At 59.5% G+C, this 21,356-nt stretch carries 22 protein-coding genes; 10 read left to right on the forward strand and 12 right to left on the reverse strand.

From position 1 onward, the window contains the following. Positions 1–11: 11 nt before the first annotated feature. From GGE33_RS00765 to GGE33_RS00775, 3 genes are read right to left on the reverse strand one after another with little or no spacing between them, the layout of a single operon-like run. Complete coding sequence (locus tag GGE33_RS00765) at positions 12–308, reverse strand: UBP-type zinc finger domain-containing protein (protein ID WP_183820874.1); 297 nt, start codon at positions 306–308, stop codon at positions 12–14. A gap of 19 nt (positions 309–327) precedes the next feature. Then, entirely contained in the window at positions 328–885 is a 558-nt protein-coding gene (locus tag GGE33_RS27435; RefSeq protein ID WP_183820875.1) for a response regulator, read from the reverse strand. Between the two features lie 15 nt (positions 886–900). Continuing rightward, the gene (locus GGE33_RS00775; protein ID WP_148143030.1) at positions 901–1,518 is read right to left on the reverse strand and encodes a response regulator transcription factor; all 618 of its coding nucleotides are present in this window, start codon (positions 1,516–1,518) and stop codon (positions 901–903) included. Between the two features lie 198 nt (positions 1,519–1,716). On the opposite strand from GGE33_RS00775, the gene GGE33_RS00780 reads away from it, so the two are divergent. Together GGE33_RS00780 and GGE33_RS00785 are read left to right on the forward strand one after the other, a co-directional pair. Beyond that, positions 1,717–2,265, forward strand: coding sequence for a helix-turn-helix domain-containing protein (locus tag GGE33_RS00780; RefSeq protein WP_183820876.1), 549 nt, complete (start codon positions 1,717–1,719; stop codon positions 2,263–2,265). Between the two features lie 249 nt (positions 2,266–2,514). Continuing rightward, positions 2,515–2,913: a response regulator gene (locus tag GGE33_RS00785; protein ID WP_148143032.1), complete on the forward strand. Its 399-nt coding sequence runs from the start codon at positions 2,515–2,517 to the stop codon at positions 2,911–2,913. A gap of 6 nt (positions 2,914–2,919) precedes the next feature. Here the strand turns inward: GGE33_RS00785 and GGE33_RS00790 are convergent, their stop codons facing one another. Both GGE33_RS00790 and GGE33_RS00795 read right to left on the reverse strand, forming a co-directional pair. After that, positions 2,920–3,897 carry an agmatinase gene (locus GGE33_RS00790; RefSeq protein WP_183820877.1) on the reverse strand — a complete coding sequence of 326 codons (978 nt, stop codon included), beginning with the start codon at positions 3,895–3,897 and terminating at the stop codon, positions 2,920–2,922. Between the two features lie 84 nt (positions 3,898–3,981). Next, entirely contained in the window at positions 3,982–5,364 is a 1,383-nt protein-coding gene (locus GGE33_RS00795; RefSeq protein ID WP_183820878.1) for an aminotransferase family protein, read from the reverse strand. A gap of 275 nt (positions 5,365–5,639) precedes the next feature. Between GGE33_RS00795 and GGE33_RS00800 the strand changes: the two genes are divergently transcribed. After that, on the forward strand, positions 5,640–6,842 hold the full coding sequence (locus GGE33_RS00800; RefSeq protein ID WP_183820879.1) for a mandelate racemase/muconate lactonizing enzyme family protein: 1,203 nt from the start codon (positions 5,640–5,642) through the stop codon (positions 6,840–6,842). 11 nt (positions 6,843–6,853) lie between these two features. Then, entirely contained in the window at positions 6,854–7,768 is a 915-nt protein-coding gene (locus GGE33_RS00805; protein WP_246435660.1) for a DMT family transporter, read from the forward strand. A gap of 66 nt (positions 7,769–7,834) precedes the next feature. Here the strand turns inward: GGE33_RS00805 and GGE33_RS00810 are convergent, their stop codons facing one another. From GGE33_RS00810 to GGE33_RS00835, 6 genes are all read right to left on the reverse strand, one after another. Beyond that, on the reverse strand, positions 7,835–8,842 hold the full coding sequence (locus GGE33_RS00810) for a TRAP transporter substrate-binding protein (protein WP_183820880.1): 1,008 nt from the start codon (positions 8,840–8,842) through the stop codon (positions 7,835–7,837). Positions 8,843–8,893: 51 nt separating this feature from the next. Further along, positions 8,894–10,171, reverse strand: a complete 1,278-nt coding sequence (locus GGE33_RS00815) for a TRAP transporter large permease (RefSeq protein ID WP_148143037.1) — start codon at positions 10,169–10,171, stop codon at positions 8,894–8,896. A 1-nt stretch (position 10,172) separates the two neighbouring features. Next, positions 10,173–10,706, reverse strand: coding sequence for a TRAP transporter small permease (locus GGE33_RS00820; protein WP_183820881.1), 534 nt, complete (start codon positions 10,704–10,706; stop codon positions 10,173–10,175). A gap of 19 nt (positions 10,707–10,725) precedes the next feature. Further along, the gene (locus GGE33_RS00825) at positions 10,726–11,886 is read right to left on the reverse strand and encodes a fumarylacetoacetate hydrolase family protein (protein WP_183820882.1); all 1,161 of its coding nucleotides are present in this window, start codon (positions 11,884–11,886) and stop codon (positions 10,726–10,728) included. A gap of 148 nt (positions 11,887–12,034) precedes the next feature. Then, the gene (locus tag GGE33_RS00830) at positions 12,035–12,748 is read right to left on the reverse strand and encodes a FadR/GntR family transcriptional regulator (RefSeq protein ID WP_183820883.1); all 714 of its coding nucleotides are present in this window, start codon (positions 12,746–12,748) and stop codon (positions 12,035–12,037) included. A 24-nt stretch (positions 12,749–12,772) separates the two neighbouring features. Then, on the reverse strand, positions 12,773–14,218 hold the full coding sequence (locus GGE33_RS00835) for an FAD-binding oxidoreductase (protein ID WP_183820884.1): 1,446 nt from the start codon (positions 14,216–14,218) through the stop codon (positions 12,773–12,775). 184 nt (positions 14,219–14,402) lie between these two features. Here GGE33_RS00835 and denD point away from each other — a divergent pair, with 184 nt between their 5' ends. The 6 genes from denD to minE all read left to right on the forward strand — a co-directional run bounded on the left by denD (position 14,403) and on the right by minE (position 20,026). Beyond that, positions 14,403–15,386 (forward strand): D-erythronate dehydrogenase, encoded by a 984-nt coding sequence (gene denD / locus GGE33_RS00840; protein WP_183820885.1) that lies wholly within the window; start codon positions 14,403–14,405, stop codon positions 15,384–15,386. Between the two features lie 47 nt (positions 15,387–15,433). Further along, positions 15,434–16,273 (forward strand): NAD(P)-dependent oxidoreductase, encoded by an 840-nt coding sequence (locus GGE33_RS00845; RefSeq protein ID WP_246435777.1) that lies wholly within the window; start codon positions 15,434–15,436, stop codon positions 16,271–16,273. A 262-nt stretch (positions 16,274–16,535) separates the two neighbouring features. Continuing rightward, complete coding sequence (locus tag GGE33_RS00850) at positions 16,536–17,837, forward strand: MFS transporter (protein ID WP_246435663.1); 1,302 nt, start codon at positions 16,536–16,538, stop codon at positions 17,835–17,837. Positions 17,838–18,145: 308 nt separating this feature from the next. Then, positions 18,146–18,919 (forward strand): septum site-determining protein MinC, encoded by a 774-nt coding sequence (gene minC, locus GGE33_RS00855; RefSeq protein ID WP_183820888.1) that lies wholly within the window; start codon positions 18,146–18,148, stop codon positions 18,917–18,919. A 31-nt stretch (positions 18,920–18,950) separates the two neighbouring features. Further along, the gene (gene minD, locus GGE33_RS00860) at positions 18,951–19,766 is read left to right on the forward strand and encodes a septum site-determining protein MinD (protein ID WP_148143045.1); all 816 of its coding nucleotides are present in this window, start codon (positions 18,951–18,953) and stop codon (positions 19,764–19,766) included. Further along, positions 19,763–20,026: a cell division topological specificity factor MinE gene (gene minE, locus GGE33_RS00865; RefSeq protein WP_183820889.1), complete on the forward strand. Its 264-nt coding sequence runs from the start codon at positions 19,763–19,765 to the stop codon at positions 20,024–20,026. The genes minD and minE overlap by 4 nt, the downstream gene beginning before the upstream one ends. 66 nt (positions 20,027–20,092) lie before the next feature. Here minE and GGE33_RS00870 read toward each other — a convergent pair whose 3' ends face one another. Further along, positions 20,093–21,352, reverse strand: a complete 1,260-nt coding sequence (locus tag GGE33_RS00870; RefSeq protein WP_148143047.1) for an O-antigen ligase family protein — start codon at positions 21,350–21,352, stop codon at positions 20,093–20,095. Positions 21,353–21,356 lie beyond the last annotated feature (4 nt).

Here is a 21,356-nt window from a genome sequence, read left to right on the forward strand (position 1 = left end):
CTCTTGAACTTTTACACGTAATGAGGGATCGGGCCGACTTGCGGTGTCTGGTCGGGCAAGTCGACGATCTCTTCGTCGATATAGCACCATCCCCAGCCTTCCGGCGGATCGTAGCCTTCGATGATCGGGTGGCGCGTGTGCCTGAAATGGGCTGTCGCATGCTTGCCTTCCGATTGGTCACAGCAGCCCACATGACCGCATTCGCGGCATACCCTAAGATGAACCCAGGTCATGCCAAGCTCCAGACATTCCTCGCAACCGCGGGTCTTCGGGGTCACTTTTCTGATGAAGTTATGATGCGTGCACATGCGCTGCTTCCTTGAGTGTTCAGGTTGCCGGCTGCGTTGCCTTTTCGATGCAGTCGATGAGAATATCGACCTTGAAAGGTTTTGGGAGGACGCAAGTGTCCTTGCCCAGACTAAGCCGCCCGACCTCTTCGGCAAAGGCGGTGACGAAAATGAACGGAACCTCGCTTCCGCGCGCTGAAAGCGTCTGGAAGAGGTCGATGCCGCTCATGCCATCCATATGCACATCGGAGACGATGCACGAACAGTCGGCTGCTGCGGTGGTGGCGAGGAACGCTTCTGCGGATTCAAAGCTGCGCGCTTCGTAACCGAGTGATCGCAAAAGGCCGCTCATCCCGCGACGGATGTTCTCTTCGTCGTCGATGATGGCAATGATGACAGGCGCTTTCAACGGGTATGAACCAATCTCCGGGAAACCCGGTCTTTCTCTTTCCCTGTAATATGCGCCTCTGAGCCAAAGGTTTAAATTATACGGGGGTTTATTCGGCTCATTCCAAAGCGTGCCGCGATCTTTCGGGTATGTTCCAAACGCTTTGATGTTTGCTTCATCGCATTTCTTTGACGCAAAATCGCTTCGCACTTTTGCGCCAAATGCTTAACGGTGCGACAGGCCGAGCAACTCTGCCATCTTCACAAGATCAGCGAAGGTTTTCGCGCTCATCTTGCGACTTACCTTGCCGCGATGGATTTTCACGGTGATCTCGCTTAGGCCCAGTTCGCCGGCGATCTGCTTATTCATCAGACCGGCCGTTGCCATGGCCATGATCTGCTGTTCGCGCGGAGAAAGCTGGGTATAGCGGGATTTCAGGTCAGCCTCGGTTTTGCTGGAGCCCAGGAATTCCTGATGCTTCAACACGGCCGAGGCGACGGAATCGAGAATGTCCTGATCCCGGAACGGCTTGGAAAGAAAGTCTGCGGCTCCAGCCTTCATGGCGCGCACCGTCATCGGGATATCGCCATGGGCGGTAACGAATATGATCGGAACGACGATGCCGCGATCGGTGAGTTTCTGCTGGAAATCCAGTCCGCTGGTGAAGGGAAGCCGGATATCGAGGATCAGGCAGCTGGCCTCGGGAAGGCAATCATCCTCATAGAGGTCGAGCGCGGTCGCAAATGTCCGCACGCGGTAACCGACGGAGCGAAGCAGAGTGTCGAGTGCCTGCCGGATCAGCGGCTCGTCATCGACAACCAGAATGATTGGGCTTTCCGTCATATCCTCAATTCATTGAAATTGCCGTGATTCAAGCTCTAACCGACCCTACGCGGCAGCTTCCGCCAAGGGCAATCATACCCGAGTATATGAGACTAAAACCCATGTGTGCGAAAACTGACTGACTGTAGAATATCCGATTGGCGGCGGTCATCTCAATATGGACTGGTGAAAATTCAACAGACCCACAGGAGAGCGCAGATGTCCGCCACCGCAGCTGTTGTCGCCCGTCAGATCAACCCGCTCGATATGAGCACCATCTATGCCGATCTCACAGGCCTATATCCAGAAAATCCCTTTTCCATCGACGCCAAAATCACCGAACGCCAGCCTGCTCAATTGCGGCTTGTGGAGTCGGTTGCATCTGTCAGGCCTGAAAAGCAGGGCACGACCGGTGGCCTTGCTCCCTGGCAGGTCAAGAAGGTGAAGCTATATATCGAAGCGCGTATCGGACATGGCATTCCGCTCGATGAACTGGCGCAGCAGGTTCGTCTCAGCACAAGTTATTTTTCCGCGGCATTCAAGGCAACCTTCGGCGTTCCTCCGCACAGCTATGTCGTGTCTTGCCGGGTGGAGTATGCCAAGCAGCGTATGTTGACCACCAATGCGCCGCTCTGCGAGATCGCCCTCGATTGCGGACTGGCCGACCAGTCTCATCTATCCCGCGTATTCCGGCGCGTCACCGGCACCACGCCCAGCGCCTGGCGTCGTTATTTCTCCCGTCCGGACCGTGCCGTCGCGCTGCAATAGGCGACTGCACGCGTGCCGTGTTGAGGCGCTGCAGGCGGCCCCCTCAGGCCTGCAGCGTCTCGATCTGAAGCGACCGATGATGCAAGGATATCACGGTGGCTTAGCATTTTCGAAGATTGTATCAGAATGGGGAACTACTTGCCCTTGATCGCGTTAGGCGGCCGGACGGGATGGTGACGACGGTGAAGTCGGAGCCTGAAACTGGGATGCGGGCTTCTTGTCTTACCGCCGCATCCGATAGGACGGACCATGGCGGATGACGCATCAATTCAATTGCTTCTGGTCGAAGACGACCATCTTCTGCGGCTCGATGCCGAGGAGTTGTTGATCGAAAACGGCTTCGAGGTTGCGTCCTTCGCTTCCGCAGAAGAGGCAATTGCCGCGCTCGATGCGGATGCTGCCCAGTTTTCCGGCGTTATCACCGATATCCGCCTTGGCAAAGGTGCGAACGGCTGGCAGGTCGGCCGCCATGCGCGGCAGTGTCAGTCGAACATTCCCGTCGTCTATGTGACGGCTGATAGCGCGGCTGAATGGACGTCGCATGGCGTACCAAACAGCGTGCTGATCCAGAAACCCTTCGTGCCGGCACAGTTGATCTCCGCTATCAGCGGGCTTCTCAACGATGCCGCAATGGCGAATGCGGTGTGATCGGCGCTAGTTGGTGCCGCGACGCTTGCCAATGATTTCGGCCATGACGCAGAGCAATTCGAACATCACGGTTATGCCGAGGAAGGCCGTTGCGCCGCTCGTGTCGAATGGCGGCGAGACCTCCACCATGTCGGCGCCGACGATATTGAGACCGCGCAAGGCCCGCACGACCTGAAGTGCCTGAAAACTGTTCGGGCCGCCGATCTCCGGTGTGCCGGTTCCGGGCGCAAAGGCTGGATCGATGAAATCGATGTCATAGCTGACATAGGTCTCGCCCGAACCGGCAATTTCCCTGGCCTCAACCATGACGTCCTCGACACCGCGGGCATGAAATTCCTCGATCGGGATGACGCGAATGCCGACCGCATCGGCGAAGTCACGGTCCTCGAAATCATAGGCCGGGCCGCGGATGCCGATCATGCAGACGCGCTTGGGATCGAGCAATTCTTCCTCGACGGCCCGGCGGAAGGGCGTGCCGTGGGTATATTTGAAGCCGCCGAAATAGGAGTGGAAGAGATCGGTGTGGCTGTCGAAATGGATCATGCCGAGCGGCCTGTCGCGACCAAGCGAGCGCAGGATAGGTAATGACGAAAGATGATCGCCGCCGGCGGTCAACGGCATGATGCCGGCTGCTTTCACCCGATCGTAGAAGGCGGTGATGCGCTTCATCGAATCCTCGACATCGGCCGGGTTCGGCCCGACATCGCCCAGATCGGCGCAGTTTGCGAGATCATAAGGCCTGATCCGCGTTGCACCATTCTCGTGCCGGACCATGCTGGAGAGATCGCGCAACTGGCGCGGTGCATGGCGGGGTCCGGGGCGGTTGGTCGTGCCGCCATCCCATGGCACCCCGATCAGGCCGATATCGACCTTGCTCAAACGTTCGTCGTCCAATGCAATATGCGGCAGGCGCATGAAGGTTGCGATACCGGCAAAGCGCGGCAGATCAACGCCCGAGATTGGGCGGAAGTCGGGATTGGTCATTGAGTTCCCCGGCGGCTTTGCCGCTCATCTCGTGCGAAATGATGCGGGCCGCGTCTCGAAACTCCGGCCCGCTTTTCGTGGCATTCAGCCGAATACCTTGGTCAGGGCCTTGTCGATGGCACCGGTGATCTGGTCGATTTCGCTGGCATTAATGATCAGCGGCGGGCTCATGCAGAGCGTGTTGTTGAGGCCGGGGACTGAGCGGTTGGTGGCGCCGATTATGACGCCCTGCGCCAGGCAGTCGGCGGTGACGGCCTGGACCATCTTTTCCGGTGCCGGTTCCTTGGTCGCGCGATCCATCACCAGCTCCGCGCCGCAGAACAGGCCGAGGCCACGGACATCGCCGATTACCTGATGGCGGCTCTGCAATTCGCGCAGGTTGTTCATCAGCCGCTCGCCCATTTTCAGAGTGTTTTCGAGCAGGCCTTCGTCCTCGATGATCCGCATGTTTTCGAGCGCTGCCGCAGGTCCGGACGTGCAGCCGCCGAAGGTGGAAATGTCGCGGAAATAGGACATGGGGTCGGTCGGATCGTCCTTGAACAGTTCGAAGACCTTTTCGGTCGTTACCGTGCAGGAGATTGCCGCATAACCGGAGGCGACGCCCTTCGCCATGGTGACGAAATCGGGCTCGATACCGTAGTGCTGGTAACCGAACCATTTGCCGGTTCGGCCCATGCCGCAGACGACTTCGTCGATATGCAGCAGGACATCGTATTTGCGGCAGATTTCCTGCACGCGTTCCCAATAGCCCTTCGGCGGGGTGATGACGCCGCCGCCGGCAGTGACCGGTTCTAGGCACAGAAGACCAACGGTTTCCGGGCCTTCGCGCAGGATGACTTCTTCGATCGCGTTGGCGGCGCGGATGCCGTAATCGTCCACGTCACCCCACTGGCTGCGATATTCGAGGCAGTGTGGCACCTCGACAAAACCTTCCGGCATCGGGCCGTATTGCTCGCGGCGCTCCTTCTGGCCGGCGGCGGCCAGCGTGCCGAGCGTCGTGCCGTGATAATCGCGGTCGCGGTAGAGGATCTTGTACTTGCCGCCATTGTGTTTGCGATGCGCGATCTGGCGCACCATCTTGAACACCTTCTCGTTCGCTTCCGAACCGGAATTCGAATAATAGACGCGGGTCATGCCCGGCATCTTTTCGATCAGTTTTTCGGCAAACAGCGCTGCCGGGACGTTGCCGGCGGCTCCGGCGAAATAGTTGAGTTTTACCAGCTGGTCGCGCACCGCGTCTGCAATCGTCGTGCGGCCGTAACCGACATTGACGGTCCACACCGCACCGGCCACGGCATCGAGATATTCCTTGCCGGTCGCATCCCACACGCGCGTACCCTTGCCCTCGACATAGATTTTCGGATCGACGCTCTCATATTGCTTGTGCTGCGAGAGATGATGCCAGACATGGGCGCGATCGGCCTCGATGACGGCCTGGATGTCGTTCGGACGGGAAGCGACGTTCATGATGTTCCTCTTTCTTGCTTTATGTGTCGTCCAGCCCTTTCCTCGGAGCATGGCGACGTTTGTTGTTGCCCATGAAAGAGCCCTTCTCGCCTCATGTCAAAGGATTTGCGCGGTAATTTTACGAAAGCGGTAGTGGAGTTTGAAAGCGGAGCAGCGGAGGCGTGAAATACGCGGTAATTTTATTAGCGTAGCGTACTTTAGAGGCCACAAACGGCTTTCGATCCCGGCGCAATTCCCTTAAGATTACAGGCTCTTGGGAAATTCTGGGAGGAAACATGAAGATCACCAAGCTGGAGACGGTGCGTGTCGCCGAGCGGAGCAACCTGCTCTGGGTTCTGGTTCACACCGATGAGGGCATTACCGGATTGGGGGAGACCTTTTTCGGGGCCGAAACGGTGGAGAGCTATATCCACGAATATGTCGCCCCGCGTGTCATCGGCCGCGATCCGCTGGCGATCGATCTTCTGGCGCAGGAACTGGTCGGTTATGTCGGCTTCCGTTCGTCGGGTGCCGAAGTGCGCGGCAATTCCGCCTTCGACATCGCGCTGTGGGACATTTTCGGCAAAGTGACCGGCCAGCCGATCGCGCAGCTGCTCGGCGGTTTTTCGCGCAAGGAAATCCGCACCTACAATACCTGCGCGGGCACCGAATATATCAAGAAGGCGACGGGGCAGACGACGGCCAATTACGGGCTTTCGACCGGCAAGGACTATGACGACCTGAACGGCTTCCTGCACCGCGCCGACGAACTGGCGGAATCGCTGCTTTCCGAAGGCATCACGGCGATGAAGATCTGGCCATTCGACCAAGCGGCGGAAAAGACCAAGGGTCAGTATATCTCGTCTGCCGATCTGAAGGCGGCGCTCGAACCCTTCGAGAAGATCCGCAAGGCCGTTGGCGACAAAATCGATATCATGGTCGAGTTCCATTCGATGTGGCAGCTGTTGCCGGCGATGCAGATCGCCAAGGCTTTGAAGCCCTACAACACGTTCTGGCACGAAGACCCGATCAAGATGGACAGCCTGTCCAGCCTGAAACGCTATGCTGAAGTCTCGCCCGCGCCGATCTCGGCGTCCGAGACGCTCGCCACGCGCTGGGGCTTTCGCGATTATCTGGAAACCGGGGCTGCCGGCATCGTCATGCTCGATATTTCCTGGTGTGGCGGGCTTTCGGAATCGCGCAAGATCGCCTCGATGGCGGAAGCCTGGCATCTGCCGGTCGCCCCGCATGATTGCACCGGCCCAGTCGTGCTCTGCGCCTCGACGCATCTGTCGCTCAACGCGCCGAATGCACTGGTGCAGGAAAGCGTGCGCGTCTTCTACAATACTTGGTATCGCGATCTGGTGACGGCGTTGCCTGAGGTGAATAACGGCATGATCACTGTGCCGCCCGGTCCGGGTCTTGGTATGGAGCTCAACCCGGAACTCGACAAGGCCTTCACCGTTAGCCGCCAGTTCTCCGACGCTTCGTCCATCTGAGGAGACCAGCCATGCAAATCTCCTCGACGGCAGCCTTGCGCGGCGCATCGGTGGCCGGTCCTGCGATCATGCTGCTCGGCATGCTGATGTTCGCGCTGAATGACACAATGGGCAAATGGCTGGTTGCCAGCTACGGGCTCGGGCAGGTCGTACTTCTTCGAAGTCTTGCCGCACTCGTCATCCTTGTGCCGATGGTCTGGGTGGCGGGATTGCCGGCGCTGAAAAAGGCCGAGCGGCCGTGGATGCAGCTTGCCCGTGTGGTCTGCTCGACGGCGGAAGTGTTCTGCTTCTATTACGCCGTCATGTATCTGCCGCTTGCCGATGTGATGACCTATTGGCTGGCGGCGCCGATCTATGTCGCGGCGCTTTCGCCGCTTCTTCTGGGCGATCATGTCGGATGGCGGCGCTGGACGGCGATCGCCATCGGTTTTGTCGGGGTCATCATCACGCTGGAACCGTCTGCTGCGATGTTCACCGCGCCTGCGGTAATCTCGATCATCGGCAGTGCCGCCTTCGCTTTCATGATGATTTCCGGACGCTTTCTGCGCGGAACGCCGGACACAACGCTGGTCTTCTTTCAGGTGATGGGGGCGGGGCTCGCGGGGCTGGCGTTTGCCCCCTTCGACTGGTCGCCGATCCAGTCCGGCTTCGATCTCGGCCTTTTAGGCCTGCTCGGCATCGTAGCGATGGCGGCGCATATGCTAGTCAATCGGGCGCTGAAAATCTCGGATGCGGCAACGGTCGCGCCACTTCAATATACGCTTCTTCTCTGGGCGGTGATCTTCGGCTTCCTGTTCTTCGGCGACGTGCCGCGGTTGACCATGCTTGTCGGTGCAGCCCTCATCGTCGCTTCCGGCCTGTTCATCTTCATCCGCGAACAGATGCTGAAGAAGCGGGATAGCGTGCTTCCGGCTGTGCCCGAATAAAAAGAAGCCCGCACCGGCGGGGTGCGGGCTTCACTCACGACATCTTTTCCGGGGAGTGTATCCGGATCAGTTGCCGCGGATGGTTTTCAGCTCGGCGAGAATGCCGTCGACAACGTCGGCGCCAATCTGAGCCTTGTGCTTTTCATAAACGATCATGGACTTTTCGCGGATGCGGGTCTGCTCTTCCGGCGAAAGCTGGTTCACTTCGAGACCTGCGGCCTTGATCTTTTCCAGCGACTTCTTGTTCAGGTCGGCAATGACCTGACGCTCGACATCACGGCCGACGACCGCACATTCGCGCAGCGCTGCCTGTTCTTCCGGCGTGTAGGTGTTGAAAATCGCCTTGGAGAAGAGGAAGAGGAACGGCGTGTAGGCGTGGTTCGTCTCGGTGATGTATTTCTGCACTTCGAAGAACTTCGATGTGTCGATCGTCACATAGGGGTTTTCCTGCGCGTCGATCGCCTTGGTTTCCAGCGCCGAATAGACTTCACCGAAGGCCATCGGAGTGGCGTTGGCGCCGAGGTTCTGGAACGTGTCGAGGAAGATGTTGTTCTGCATGACGCGGACCTTGAGGCCCGAGAAGTCTTCCCACTTGGTTACCGGATGCTGCGAGTTAGACAGGTTGCGGAAACCGTTTTCCCAGTAGGCGAGGTTGACGAGGCCAGCTGCGTCGAGCTTCTGGTTCATCGAGTCGCCGAACTTGCCGTCGAGAACCTTGTAGGCTTCTGCAGGGCTCGCAAACAGGAACGGCAGGTCGAACACGCCGAGCGCCGGGATGATGCCGACGAGCGGCGAGGACGAGGTGACGACGGCTTCCTGGACGCCTGAACGCAGCGCCTGAGTTGCCTGAAGGTCACCGCCAAGCGCGCCGCCCCAAAACGCGGTGAGCTTCAGCTTGCCGCCCGACTTCTGGTCAAGGCATTCCTGCATCGCCTTGATGCCGTTGCCGACCGGGTGATCGGCATTGATGCCGTTCGAGACGCGGATGTTGCGGCTATTGAATTCGGCGAAAGCCGGAGCCGAACCCGAAATCGCCATGGCGAGTGCGGTCGTTGCGAAAAGAAGTTTCTTCATGGTTAGTCCTCCCAGTTGAACTTTGAATAGAAAAGGTTGTTTGTCAGGCCGTCAATGCAACCATCGTGCAGGTACCATCACGAGATCGGGAAACAGCACGAGCAGGAAGAGCACGATCGTCTGTGCCAGCAGGAACGGCCAAACCCCGGCCGTCACCTTGCCAAGCGGTATCCTCCCGACACCGCTGACAACGTTGAGAACAATCCCGACTGGCGGCGTAATCAGGCCGATCGAGTTGTTGATGATGAATAGCACGCCGAAATAGACCGGATCGATGCCCGCCTGCTTGATGATCGGCATCAGGACAGGGGTCAGGATCAGGATGGTCGGCGTCAGGTCGAGGGCGGTGCCGACGACGAGCACGAGGATCATGATGACGAACATCAGCAGCATCGGCCGGTCGATCAGCGGCTCGATATAGCCGGCGATTTCGGCCGGAATATTGGCAGCGGTAATCAGCCATGCCGATACGAGTGCGGCGCAAACCAAGAACATGATGACCGCGGTGGTCTTGGCTGCCTGCAGGATGACGCGGGGCAGGTCGCTCGGTTTCAGTTCGCGGTAGATCACCATGCCGACAAACATCGCATAGGCCGCAGCCACGACTGCGGCTTCCGTCGGGGTCACCACGCCGGCCTTGATGCCGCCGAGAATGATCACCGGCATGCCGAGCGCCCAGAGTGCGCGCCCCGTCGCGTTGAGGCGTTCCTTGTAGGTGGTCTTGGGCAGCGCCTGCACGTTGTCCTTGCGGGCAACGATGAGCCAGGTGATGACCAGCGACAGGCCCATCAGGATGCCGGGGAAAATACCGGCCATGAAGAGCTGGGTGATCGAGACGTTTGCGGCGACGCCGAAGACGATGAAGGCCATGGATGGCGGGATGACCGGGGCGATGATGCCGCCGGCGGCGATCAGGCCGCCCGAGCGCGGAATGTTGTAGCCGGCCTTCGCCATCATCGGGATGAGGATCGCGGCAAGCGCCGCGGTATCGGCCGCTGCCGAGCCGGAGATCGAGGCCATGATAAGGGCTGCGACGATCGCCACGATGCCGAGGCCGCCGCGGATATGGCCGACGCAGGCGATGGCGAAATCGATGATGCGCTTCGACAGGCCGCCGGAGTTCATCAGCTCGCCGGCGAGAATGAAGAAGGGAATGGCGAGCAGGGTGAAGGTGTCCGCACCCGCGATCATGTTCTGGGCGATGATCTGGCTGTTGAACATGTCCATGTGCCACATGAGCACGACGCCGCAGAACATCAGCGAGAAGGCGACGGGTACACCGATCGCCATGGCTCCAAGCAGGGAGCCGACAAATACGAATAGTGTCATATCAGGTGCGCTCCGCCATCTGCTCGATCGTCAGGTTTTCGCCGGTAAAGGCGGCGATCTCTTCCTCGGTGACGCGGCCGGTCAGGAGGCGGAAAAGGCGGTCCAGTGAAATCAGGATACAGCCAGCGCCGGTAAAGAAGCCGACACCATAGACCCAGCCCATCGAAAGGCCGGTGACGGGAGCCGCCATGCTGGTGTTGATCGGCAACTGGACCCAGGTGCCCCAGAAGAATATGGCGGAACAGCCGATGATCACGAGGTTGCTGAGGATCATGCAGGCGATGCGGCCCTTGCGGCCAAGCATCGCCACCAGGGATTCAACGCCCAGATGGGCGTGTTCGCGAAATGCGACGACGGCGCCGATAAAGGTAAGCCAGACGAAGAAGTAACGCGACAGTTCGTCGGAGACGTTGAGGCCCGAATTGAAGCCGTAGCGCAGCACGACATTGCCGAACACCATCAGGGCCATGCCCGCCAGAAGCAGGATCAGCAGGATCTCAAGGAACTTGTAGAATAGGTCGATAATCTTTTGCATTTGCTCCTCCCTGATGCCCTTACAAAAGACCGCGCTTGGCCAGATTTTTCATCAGCGCGGTTATCCCGAATGTCCATTCGGGGCAGGTGTCGCTGTGTTCCACCCGGTTGACCAGCCGCCCGAGTTTGGGGCTCGAGATCTCGACGATGTCGCCGATCTCGTGGGTGAAGCCGAGGCCCTTGCCGCGGCGATCCTTGACCGGGGCGAACATGGTGCCGAGGAAGAACAGCGCGCCATCAGGATATTGATGGTTGCGGTTCAAAAGCTGTGAGGTCAGATTTTCCGGCGTACGGCTGATCGCCTTCAGCGGGCTGACACCGGTCATCTCGAAACCGTCTTCGCCCTTCACGGACAGGCTGATCTCAGCCGACTTGACGTCGTCGATGGTGAATTTGCCGTCGAACAGGCGGATGAACGGGCCGATCGAGCAGGAGGCGTTGTTATCCTTCGCCTTGCTCAGGAGCAGCGCCGAGCGGCCTTCGAAATCACGCAGGTTGACGTCGTTGCCGAGCGTTGCGCCGATGATCTCACCCTTGGAAGTGATGGCGAGCACGACTTCCGGCTCAGGATTGTTCCAGTCGGATTTCGGATGGATGCCGACATCGGCGCCACAGCCGACGGATGACATGGGCTGGGCCTTGGTGAAGATTTCCGCGTCCGGGCCGATGCCGACTTCGAGATATTGCGACCAGAGGCCCATATCCTGCAGCAGTTTCTTTACTTCGGCAGCCTTTTCCGATCCCGCAACGAGGCCCTTGAGGTTATCGCCGAGAACCGGGGCCAGGCGGCCGCGAATTTCTTGGGCGCGCAGAGGATCGCCTTTGGCCTGTTCCTCTATCACCCGCTCCAGCATGCTGTCTGCGAAGGTGACGCCGGCGGCCTTGATCGCCTGAAGGTCGGCCGGCGCAAGAAGCGTTCCTGCCTTGCCGTTCAGGAAGTCATCGAGGCTTCCAAGATCGGTGAATGATGAGGTTGCGGACAGCCTCGCAACAAGATCCTCAATCTCCAGCAGCGCGGACAGGGTCGGCGCCAGTGAAGAGAGGTCTAGAAGATGTCCGTTCGAGAAAAGTACCGGGCTAGGGCCGGCTGCTGCGCTCGACCATACACGTCCAACCAGAAGCGCATGTCGCGCATCCACCGGCAAGACGATATCCGACGACAGGGCATGCAGATATGCCAAGAAAATCCTCCCATGTTCAGGAAAAGGCCTCCACCTTTCCCGACGTTGTCAGATGTCCGACAACGTTAGAGACGTTTTAATATGACTTTTGCGTTTTGTCTATAACGGCAGGAGGACGTGGGGGTGGAAAACCAACCCTGACCTGCCGTCAGCTCATTTCCAGCTCAAGGTTCAGGCGCCGGGCAGCGCCATTCAGGTGCCGCTTCATTGCGGTCTTTGCGGCAGCCGGCTCGCCGGTTGCAATCGCATCACGAATGGCGACATGTTCGGCGATGGTCACTTCGACGATTTCCTCCAAAATCGCTGCGGCGCGAGCCGCGTTGATCGCGACATGGGTTCGCTCGGTGATGAAGCCGACGAATTGCTGGAAATATTCATTGTGAGTGGCGGCAGCGACGGCACGATGGAAGGCGAGATCGGCGACGACGCCGTGTTCACCCCATTTTTCCGCGCCGGTCATCTGCGCTAAAATCTCGTCGAGCCTGGCAAGATCCTCGCGTGAATGGTGGAGGGCTGCCAGGCCAGCAGCTTCCGTCTCCAATGCGAAGCGCACCTGGAACAGGTCGCGGAAAGCTTCCTTGTCTTCCGGTGGGCCTGCCTCGATGCGCAGCGACTGGCGCTGCGCCAGTTCCGTGGCGAAGGCGCCGACGCCCTGCCGGGTTTCGACAAGGCCTTCATTGCGCAGGTGGGCGATCGCCTCGCGGACGACCGAACGGCTGACGCCGAAGGTTTGTGCCAGAATATGTTCGGTCGGCAGTTTCTGGCCCGGAGCGATGCTGCCATCGGCAATTTCCCGGCCGATCTCGGCGGCAATGCGCGTCGGCAGATGCTCACTTCGTCTGATCTGGGTGAAATCGGCCATGGCGGATAGTGCTCCTTGTGATGGCTAGCGAATATCCGCGCCGAGATCGATTTGGCAATGGGGGTTGAGCAGAAGCTCGGGGTCAATCGCCTTCTTGATCGCAACCAGCAGGCTGCGCTTGGTATCCGACAGGCGCTCCTCGAAATCGTCCCGCTTCAGGCGGCCGATGCCGTGTTCGGCGCTGATGCTTCCGTTATATTTGTCGACCACGACATTGACGACCTTCTTGGCCTTGTAGATCTTCTCGTGGCGTTCCTCGATGGTCGAGCCGTCCGGCGGAAGCACGTTGAGGTGTACGTTGCCGTCGCCCACATGGCCGTAGGACACACTGATGCAGTCGGGCAGTGCTTGCGCAACCGCCGCTTCGGCATCGACGACGAAAGCGGCAAGCTGCGACAGCGATACCGAGATGTCGGTGCGCATATGGGCTCCGCGCTTGGCCTGTCCCTCGTTCATGCCTTCACGGATGAGCCAGAGATTGCGAGCCTGCGCCTGCGATGTGGCGATCGTGCCGTCGACCACCAGTTCGTCCCCCATCACGCCCTCCAGGAAACGGTGCATCAGGTCATCGATATCAACGAGGCCGGAGCCGGAAATCTCCATCAGCACGTAGGCAGGGTAATCACCTGAAAGCGGGATCGGCAGGTCCGGCATGGCTTCGCGCGCTAGTGTGAATGCGAGCGGAGGCATGAATTCGAAGGCCGACATCAGATCGCAGCAATCACGTCTTGCGCGGCGGTAGAGGGTGATCGCATCGTCCAGCGAATTCAGCGCCAGAAGGGCGGTCGCGACATTGTCGGGGTAGGGCGTCAACTTCACCGATACGGCGGTGATGATGCCGAGTGTGCCTTCTGCGCCAATGAAGAGCTGTTTCAGGTCCAGCCCACGATTGTCCTTGCGCAGCGTCGACAGGCCGTCGAAGACGCTGCCATCGGGAAGCACGACTTCGAGGCCGAGAACCAGTTCGCGGGTCATGCCGTAGCGCAAAACGTTGATGCCGCCGGCATTGGTGGAGACGTTGCCGCCGATGCGGCAGCTGCCCTGCGCGCCGAGCGCGAGCGGAAAGAACATGCCCTTTTCGGCAATCGCATCCTTCAGTTCGGCCAGCACGCATCCGGCCTCGACCACGGCGGAAAAATCGTCGCTGTCGATGTTACGGATCCTGTTCATGCGTTCCAGCGAAAGCACGACCTGACGTTCCGGTTCATCCGGAATGCCGCCGAGAACGAGGCCTGTGTTGCCGCCCTGCGGCACGATCTTCAGGCCGAGATCGCGACATGCCTTGACGGCCGCCTGCACATCCTCAGTCGAGCGGGGGCGGATGACGGCAACAGCAGCGCTGGTCACGTCGCCGTGCCAGTCGCGGCAATATTGCAGCATGTCAGCCGAGTTGGTGAGGACAAGATCTTCGCCAAGAATTGCGCATAGCGAAAGACGCTGCTCGGCGATCGAGCCTGAAAGGTCCGTCATGTAGTCTCTCCTCCCCAGGAGTGCCCGGAAATGTCTCCGGCAGTCCAAAGCCTCACGTCAGTTTTCACCGGCTGCTTTTTTGCCTGATGACGAACTCTTCTATTTCCAAACGGAGCATACAGGGTTATCAGACAACCTTACAAGAGGAAATTCGTGGGGCATCCACGGGTGTATGGGAGGAAACATGCATATTCTTGTTATCGGTGCTGCCGGCATGGTCGGTCGCAAGCTCACCCAGCGTCTCGTTTCGGAAGGGGTGCTGCACGGCAAGCCCGTTGATGCGTTGACGCTTGTCGACGTCATCGAGCCGGAGGCGCCTGCCGGTTATGCCGGCAAGGTGACGACGCTGGCGTCTGATTTCAGCCTGCCCGGTGAAGCGGAAAAGTTGATCGCAACGCGGCCGGACGTGATTTTCCATCTGGCGGCAATCGTTTCGGGCGAAGCGGAACTCGATTTCGACAAGGGTTATCGCATCAATCTCGACGGTACCCGCTATCTGTTCGATGCCATCCGGCTTGAAAACCAGAAGGATGGTTATTTCCCGCGCGTCGTCTTCACCTCGTCGATCGCGGTCGTCGGTGCGCCCTTGCCCTATCCGATCCCCGATGATTTCCATCTGACGCCGCTCACCAGTTACGGCACGCAGAAGGCGATGAGCGAGCTGCTGCTGGCCGATTACAGCCGGCGCGGTTTCTTCGATGGTATCGGCATCCGTCTGCCGACGGTCTGCATCCGCCCGGGAAAGCCGAACAAGGCTGCCTCCGGCTTCTTCTCCGGCATCCTGCGCGAGCCGCTTGTCGGACAGGAAGCAATCCTGCCTGTCTCCGAGGACGTGCGTCATTGGCACACCTCGCCGCGCTCGGCCGTTGGGTTCCTCATTCATGGCGCCGGTCTCGACCTTTCGAAACTCGGCTGGCGCCGCAGCCTTTCCATGCCGGGTGTCAGCGCGACGGTCGGTGAGCAGATAGAGGCCCTGCGGCGGGCGGCGGGCGAAGACGCAGTGAAACTGATCCGTCGTCAGCCGGACGAAATGATCATGAATATGGTCGCCGGCTGGGCACCAGGTTTTGAGGCCAAGCGTGCCACCGAACTCGGCTTCACGTCTGAGAAGAATTTCGACGAGATCATCCAGGTCCACATCGAGGATGAGCTGGGAGGCAAGCTGTGACCGGCGAGACGCAAAAGAAGAAGATAGCCTTTCTCGGGCTTGGCCTGATGGGGCTGCCCATGGCGCGCCGGCTTGCCCGCGCCGGTTATCCTCTGACGGTATGGAACCGTGACGCTGCAAAGGCGAAGCCGCTTGAAGCCGAGGGGGCAGTGGTCGCCGCTTCGGCCACGGACGCGGTTCGCGATGCCGATATCGTCTTCACCATGATGACCAATGGCGATGTCGTCGGTACGGTCCTGTTCGATAGCGGGGTTGCTGCTGCGATGAAGAAGGATGCCGTGCTGATCGACACCAGTTCGATTGCGCCGTCGATTGCCCGCGATCATTCCGCCAGACTTGCTGCCATCGGCATCAGGCATCTCGATGCCCCGGTTTCCGGTGGTGTCGTCGGCGCCGATGCGGGAACGCTGGCGATCATGGCCGGTGGTGATGTCGATGTGGTTGCGGATCTGGCAGATGTCTTCGCCGTTCTCGGTCGCGTCACGCATGTGGGGTCGAGCGGGGCAGGGCAGGTGTGCAAGCTCGCCAACCAGCAGATCGTGGCGGTCACCATCGGTGCCGTCGCTGAGGCGATGATCCTTGTTCAGGCCGGCGGCGCATCGCGTGAAGCCTTCCGCAATGCGATCCGCGGCGGCTTTGCGGAGAGCCGTATTCTGGAGCTGCACGGCGCGCGCATGGTGGAACGGAATTTCGATCCCGGTGGTTCGTCGAACAACCAGCTGAAGGACCTGAATACGGTCATGGCGCTCGCCAAGGAACTTTCGCTGCAGCTGCCGTTGACGCAAACGGTGACCGGTGAATTTTCCGACTTCGTTTTCGAAGGTGGCGGAGAAAAGGATCATAGCGGCCTTTTGCTTCATTTCGAAAACATCAACCCCAAGTCCTGACGGCAAACAGGCAGGTGAGATCGGGAATGGCGGCGTTGCTGCCATTCGCTCGCGAAAAATGCTGCACTGCGATAATATGTCTTATTGACGGGTCGATTAGGGCTGGCCTCGACGGGCTTTCGGGCGTAACACGGTCGGACACCCCAAGTCCTTTCAGGACACCCCAACCCCGGCGCGGCCCGCGATTGCGATGCGTGGCACCCCCTGGCACCCTTACGTCGCCGCGCTGTTCAGAAATGGATCTGCGCTCTTGGATAACACCTTGGCAAAAGACGTGGCCTCGTCGCCTATCGACGAAAAGGTCAGGCTGAAATCTATCATTGGCGGCTCTGCCGGCAATCTGGTCGAATGGTACGACTGGTATGTCTATTCCGCCTTCACCCTCTATTTTGCTCCCATCTTCTTTCCCTCGGGCGACCAGACGGCGGAACTGCTGAGTGCTGCGGCCGTCTTTGCCGTGGGCTTCCTGATGCGGCCGATCGGCGCCTGGTTCATGGGCATCTATGCCGACCGCAAGGGACGCAAGGCCGGCCTGACGCTTTCCGTCACGCTGATGTGTCTCGGTTCCTTCCTGATCGCGATTGCACCAGGTTACGAGTCTATCGGCCTTGCTGCGCCAGCGATCCTCGTGTTTGCGCGTTTGCTCCAGGGTATCAGTGTCGGCGGCGAATATGGCGCCAGCGCCACCTATCTCAGCGAAATGGCCGGTCGCAACCGTCGTGGTTTCTTCTCCAGCTTCCAGTATGTGACGCTGATTTCCGGTCAGCTTGTAGCCCTTGCGGTGCTGCTCGTGCTGCAGGCTTTGCTCACTGCGGAACAGCTGCAGTCCTGGGGTTGGCGTATTCCGTTCTTCATCGGCGGATTGCTGGCGATCGTGGTCTTTTACATTCGCCGCGGCCTCGTCGAGACGCAGTCGTTCAAGAATGCCGACAAGGATGCGAAAAAGGCTTCCGGCGGCTGGGCGCTCTTTAGGCATTACCCGAAAGAAGCCTTCCTCGTCATCGCGCTGACGTCGGGCGGTACGCTCGCCTTCTACGCCTATACGACCTACCTGCAGAAGTTCCTGGTCAACACGTCGGGCTTCAGCAAGGAGACGGCGACGGAGATCACCACGGCGGCCTTGTTCGTCTTCATGCTGTGCCAGCCGATTGCCGGAGCGCTTTCCGACAAGATCGGGCGCAAACCGCTGATGGTTGGCTTCGGCGTCCTCGGCACGCTGTTCACCTACCTGATCTTCACCTCGCTTGCGGCCACGACGAACGCGTTCAATGCGTTCCTGCTATCGCTGGTCGGCCTGCTGATTGTGACCGGCTACACGTCGATCAACGCTGTGGTGAAGGCCGAGCTTTTCCCGGCGCATATCCGTGCGCTCGGCGTCGCTCTGCCTTACGCGCTCGCCAACACGATCTTCGGCGGCACGGCTGAATTCGTGGCGCTGAAGTTCAAGCAGATCGGCCATGAAGAGTGGTTTTTCTGGTATGTGACGATCATGATCGCCATCTCGCTTATGGTCTATGTGAAGATGCGCGACACCAAGCATCACAGCCATATCAAGGAAGACTGATTCTCGCCGGCTTGGCCGTTTAAGCTCAAGAACGATGATTTACCGGAGGCGGGCCCATGGCTCGCCTCTTTCCGTTTCTCCTCGCGCCACTTTTTTCTATGCGGAAACAAGGCGTGCCCGGCTCGTCGCTTGCAAAAGAAAACTCGCATAAGCCTCGATCAAGGCTGCAGGTTCAGGGTCTTCCGTATCACCTATCGCGACCCTGTTTCACCCGAGTTGGTTACCGCTTCTTAAGATTTGGGCGGGTCGCGTTAACCATTTGTTAACCACGTCAGCGGTAGACATCGGGCAACGATTTATTAACGTAGATGACCAAAGTGCTAACAGACGCTCGCTCCATTCGCATCAAGGGCCGTTCGTTCCTGGCGGTCGTTCTTTCACCGGATCTTCCGCTGGATCAATGGCTTGAACGCCTCGACGATCTGGCTGCCCGATCTGCCGGTTTCTTTCTCGACAGGCCCGTCGTCCTCGACGTCTCGGAGCTTTCGATCAAGAAGGCCGAACTGAAACAACTGATCGACGACCTTGCCGCGCGCAAGGTCCGGATCATGGGCATCGAGGGCGCGCGCCCGTCGCAGCTCACGCCCGAAATGCCACCTGCGATGAAGGGCGGCAAGCCTGCCTCCGACGTCGAGGTAACGGCACAGGAGCCGGAAACCGAGGCCGAGGCCGAGGCCGAGGCCGAGGCGGATGTCGCCGCGGTTGTCTCACCGGCGCCGCAGCGCCACGAAGCGCCGCAGGTTCGGGCGATCCCGCAGTCGCTTACAATCGACGAGCCGGTCCGTTCCGGTCAGTCGATCATCTTTCCGGAAGGCGACATCACGATCGTCGGCTCCGTTGCATCGGGTGCCGAGGTTATCGCCGGCGGTTCGATCCACATCTACGGCACGCTGCGCGGCCGGGCGATGGCAGGGTCGATCGGCAATAGCAATGCACGCATTTTCTGCCGCCGCCTAGAGGCGGAACTGATCGCCATCGACGGTATCTACAAGATGGCGGAAGACATGGATTCAAGCCTTCGCGGGCACGCCGTGCAGCTTTCGCTTGAGGGCGAAACGATCATGGCAGACGTACTTTTCTGAACCGGAACAAGGTTCAATACAGGAGATCAAGATGGGGAAAGTCATAGTCGTGACGTCCGGCAAGGGCGGGGTTGGCAAGACAACATCGACGGCCGCACTCGGAGCAGCGCTGGCACAGCGCAATGAAAAGGTCGCCGTCGTCGATTTCGATGTTGGGCTTCGCAACCTCGACCTCGTGATGGGTGCAGAGCGCCGCGTGGTCTACGACCTCGTCAACGTCATCAACGGCGACGCAAAGCTGCCGCAGGCGCTGATCCGCGACAAGCGGCTCGACACGCTGTTCCTGCTGCCCGCTTCCCAGACGCGCGACAAGGACGCGCTGACGGAAGAGGGCGTCGAGCGCGTCATCGGCGAATTGAAGAAGTATTTCGACTGGGTCATCTGCGACAGCCCGGCCGGCATCGAAAAGGGCGCGACGCTTGCCATGCGCCATGCCGACGTTGCCGTCGTCGTCACCAACCCGGAAGTCTCCTCGGTTCGCGATTCGGATCGCATCATCGGCATGCTCGATTCCAAGACGCTGAAGGCCGAGAACGGCGAGCGGATGGAAAAGCATCTGCTTCTGACCCGCTACGATTCCGTCCGTGCAGAACGCGGCGACATGCTGAAGGTCGACGACGTTCTGGAAATCCTCTCCATCCCGCTTCTCGGCATCATCCCGGAAAGCACGGATGTTCTGAAGGCATCGAACCTCGGTGCTCCGGTCACGCTGTCGGATGCACGCAGTGCGCCGGCACAGGCCTATTTTGAAGCTGCCCGCCGTCTGGCCGGCGAAATCGTACCTGTGACGGTGCCGGGCGAAAAGCGCGGCATCTTCGGAAAACTCTTCGGAAGGAAGGCCGCATGAGCATACTGCGTCTTTTCACCCGTTCGCCTCGGCGCTCGGCGCCTGCTGCGCGGGAACGCCTGCAGGTTCTTCTGGCTCACGAGCGGGCATCCACCGGCTCCGACCTGACCGCGATCCTGCGCGAGGAAATCCTTGCCGTCATCGCCAAGCACGTCCAGCTCGACACTGACCGTGTCACGGTGAAGGTCGATCGCGACGAGAATGTCTCGATCCTCGAGATCGATGTCGAGATTCCGCTCGATGCCGCAAGGGCAGCCTAAGTCTCCCAAGACTTGAAATGAAAACGGCCCGGGGCTTCTGCTCCGGGCGGTTTGCTTTTTGGTGGGTCAGGCCGCGATCGGGTGGTGCCTGTATCGCTGCTGCGGAAGCTGGGGCACGGGCCGCCGGAGGGTCAGTTTTCCAGCGGCATAGAACATCAGGAAAGAACCGATCTGATAGGGGAAGATCACGTCGATCTCGACGAAGGATCGCATCAGCAGCAACAGGCTGACGGCGAACAGGACGATGGATGACGGATCATTGTGCCGGTTCAGCATGGCGCTCAGATGGCCGAAAACGTTTCGCAGCAACATGAAGACAAGCAGCGCAAGACCGACCAAGCCGTTCTCCACGGCCACCTCGATATAGGTGTTGTGGAAGTGGAAGCCTGTACGGGTGGCGATGAAAAACTCGTCCCAAAGCTGTTCCGGCTTGGCAAAACCCTGGACCCAGAAACCCTGATAACCCATGCCGAGGACCGGGTTGAGATGTGCTGCCTCGATACCCTGTTGCCAGAGATAGGTTCTGCCCGTCAGCGTCGAATCCTTGCCGAACAGGCCGAGGATCGCATCGACTGCGCCCATTTGCAGGCCGGCCACGACGATCGCCAGGCCGATCACGAGAATGCCGACGAATAGCAGCTTTCGGCTTCCTGGCGCCAAGAGACCGAATGGCAGATAGGCGATACAGGCGGCAATCAGCCCCGCCGTGGTGATAACGGACGTTGCCGATTGGGACGCCATCAGGCAGTAGGCGCAGAGAAGTGCCGCGGCACCGGCGCCAGCCAGCCATATATCCCGGCGCCGGAAGACGATGGCGTAGAGAACTGAGAAAACAATGCCGAGCGAGGCGTAAAGCCCGAGCTGGTTCTTGGAAGCGAAGGATCCGACGAAGCTGTAGCTGCCATCCATCGCATCATAGCTGTAGTGACCGAAGACGATCGAATAGAGCATGACCACGACCGTGCCGACGATCGAACCGCGTGTCAGCGTCAGCACGCTGATCGTGCGCATTGCGATCAGGGCGCAGATCAGATGGGTAAGCAGCTGGATTGCCGTCCTCAACGACACCGATGGCGCCGGCGACCAGAAGGCCGACAGGAAACAGAGAAGCGGGAAGGCGATTATCCAGAAATATCTGAAATAGTTGCCCAGCACCCGTTTGTAATCAACCAGGATCAGTGGAAACCAGAGCCCGTAATAGACCAGGATCGACACCTGCCCGAAAAGGCTGGAATAGGCGAAGACGAAGAAGGATAGCGCCACTGCCGCTATCCCATAGACCTGATTCCTGTCAGGGTCGACCAACATCGACCGAGCGATTTTCATTCGC

This window comes from Aliirhizobium cellulosilyticum (genome assembly GCF_014198105.1).
In the GTDB taxonomy this organism is placed as follows: domain Bacteria; phylum Pseudomonadota; class Alphaproteobacteria; order Rhizobiales; family Rhizobiaceae; genus Neorhizobium; species Neorhizobium cellulosilyticum.

Bases quoted from the DNA above. Each gene is read 5' to 3' on its own strand.
- GGE33_RS00765 (WP_183820874.1), bottom strand. From the start codon at position 308: ATGTGCACGCATCATAACTTCATCAGAAAAGTGACCCCGAAGACCCGC.
- GGE33_RS00775 (WP_148143030.1), bottom strand. From the start codon at position 1,518: ATGACGGAAAGCCCAATCATTCTGGTTGTCGATGACGAGCCGCTGATC.
- GGE33_RS00780 (WP_183820876.1), top strand. From the start codon at position 1,717: ATGTCCGCCACCGCAGCTGTTGTCGCCCGTCAGATCAACCCGCTCGAT.
- GGE33_RS00785 (WP_148143032.1), top strand. From the start codon at position 2,515: ATGGCGGATGACGCATCAATTCAATTGCTTCTGGTCGAAGACGACCAT.
- GGE33_RS00790 (WP_183820877.1), bottom strand. From the start codon at position 3,897: ATGACCAATCCCGACTTCCGCCCAATCTCGGGCGTTGATCTGCCGCGC.
- GGE33_RS00795 (WP_183820878.1), bottom strand. From the start codon at position 5,364: ATGAACGTCGCTTCCCGTCCGAACGACATCCAGGCCGTCATCGAGGCC.
- GGE33_RS00800 (WP_183820879.1), top strand. From the start codon at position 5,640: ATGAAGATCACCAAGCTGGAGACGGTGCGTGTCGCCGAGCGGAGCAAC.
- GGE33_RS00805 (WP_246435660.1), top strand. From the start codon at position 6,854: ATGCAAATCTCCTCGACGGCAGCCTTGCGCGGCGCATCGGTGGCCGGT.
- GGE33_RS00810 (WP_183820880.1), bottom strand. From the start codon at position 8,842: ATGAAGAAACTTCTTTTCGCAACGACCGCACTCGCCATGGCGATTTCG.
- GGE33_RS00815 (WP_148143037.1), bottom strand. From the start codon at position 10,171: ATGACACTATTCGTATTTGTCGGCTCCCTGCTTGGAGCCATGGCGATC.
- GGE33_RS00820 (WP_183820881.1), bottom strand. From the start codon at position 10,706: ATGCAAAAGATTATCGACCTATTCTACAAGTTCCTTGAGATCCTGCTG.
- GGE33_RS00830 (WP_183820883.1), bottom strand. From the start codon at position 12,748: ATGGCCGATTTCACCCAGATCAGACGAAGTGAGCATCTGCCGACGCGC.
- GGE33_RS00835 (WP_183820884.1), bottom strand. From the start codon at position 14,218: ATGACGGACCTTTCAGGCTCGATCGCCGAGCAGCGTCTTTCGCTATGC.
- denD (WP_183820885.1), top strand. From the start codon at position 14,403: ATGCATATTCTTGTTATCGGTGCTGCCGGCATGGTCGGTCGCAAGCTC.
- GGE33_RS00845 (WP_246435777.1), top strand. From the start codon at position 15,434: ATGGGGCTGCCCATGGCGCGCCGGCTTGCCCGCGCCGGTTATCCTCTG.
- minC (WP_183820888.1), top strand. From the start codon at position 18,146: ATGACCAAAGTGCTAACAGACGCTCGCTCCATTCGCATCAAGGGCCGT.
- minD (WP_148143045.1), top strand. From the start codon at position 18,951: ATGGGGAAAGTCATAGTCGTGACGTCCGGCAAGGGCGGGGTTGGCAAG.
- minE (WP_183820889.1), top strand. From the start codon at position 19,763: ATGAGCATACTGCGTCTTTTCACCCGTTCGCCTCGGCGCTCGGCGCCT.
- GGE33_RS00870 (WP_148143047.1), bottom strand. From the start codon at position 21,352: ATGAAAATCGCTCGGTCGATGTTGGTCGACCCTGACAGGAATCAGGTC.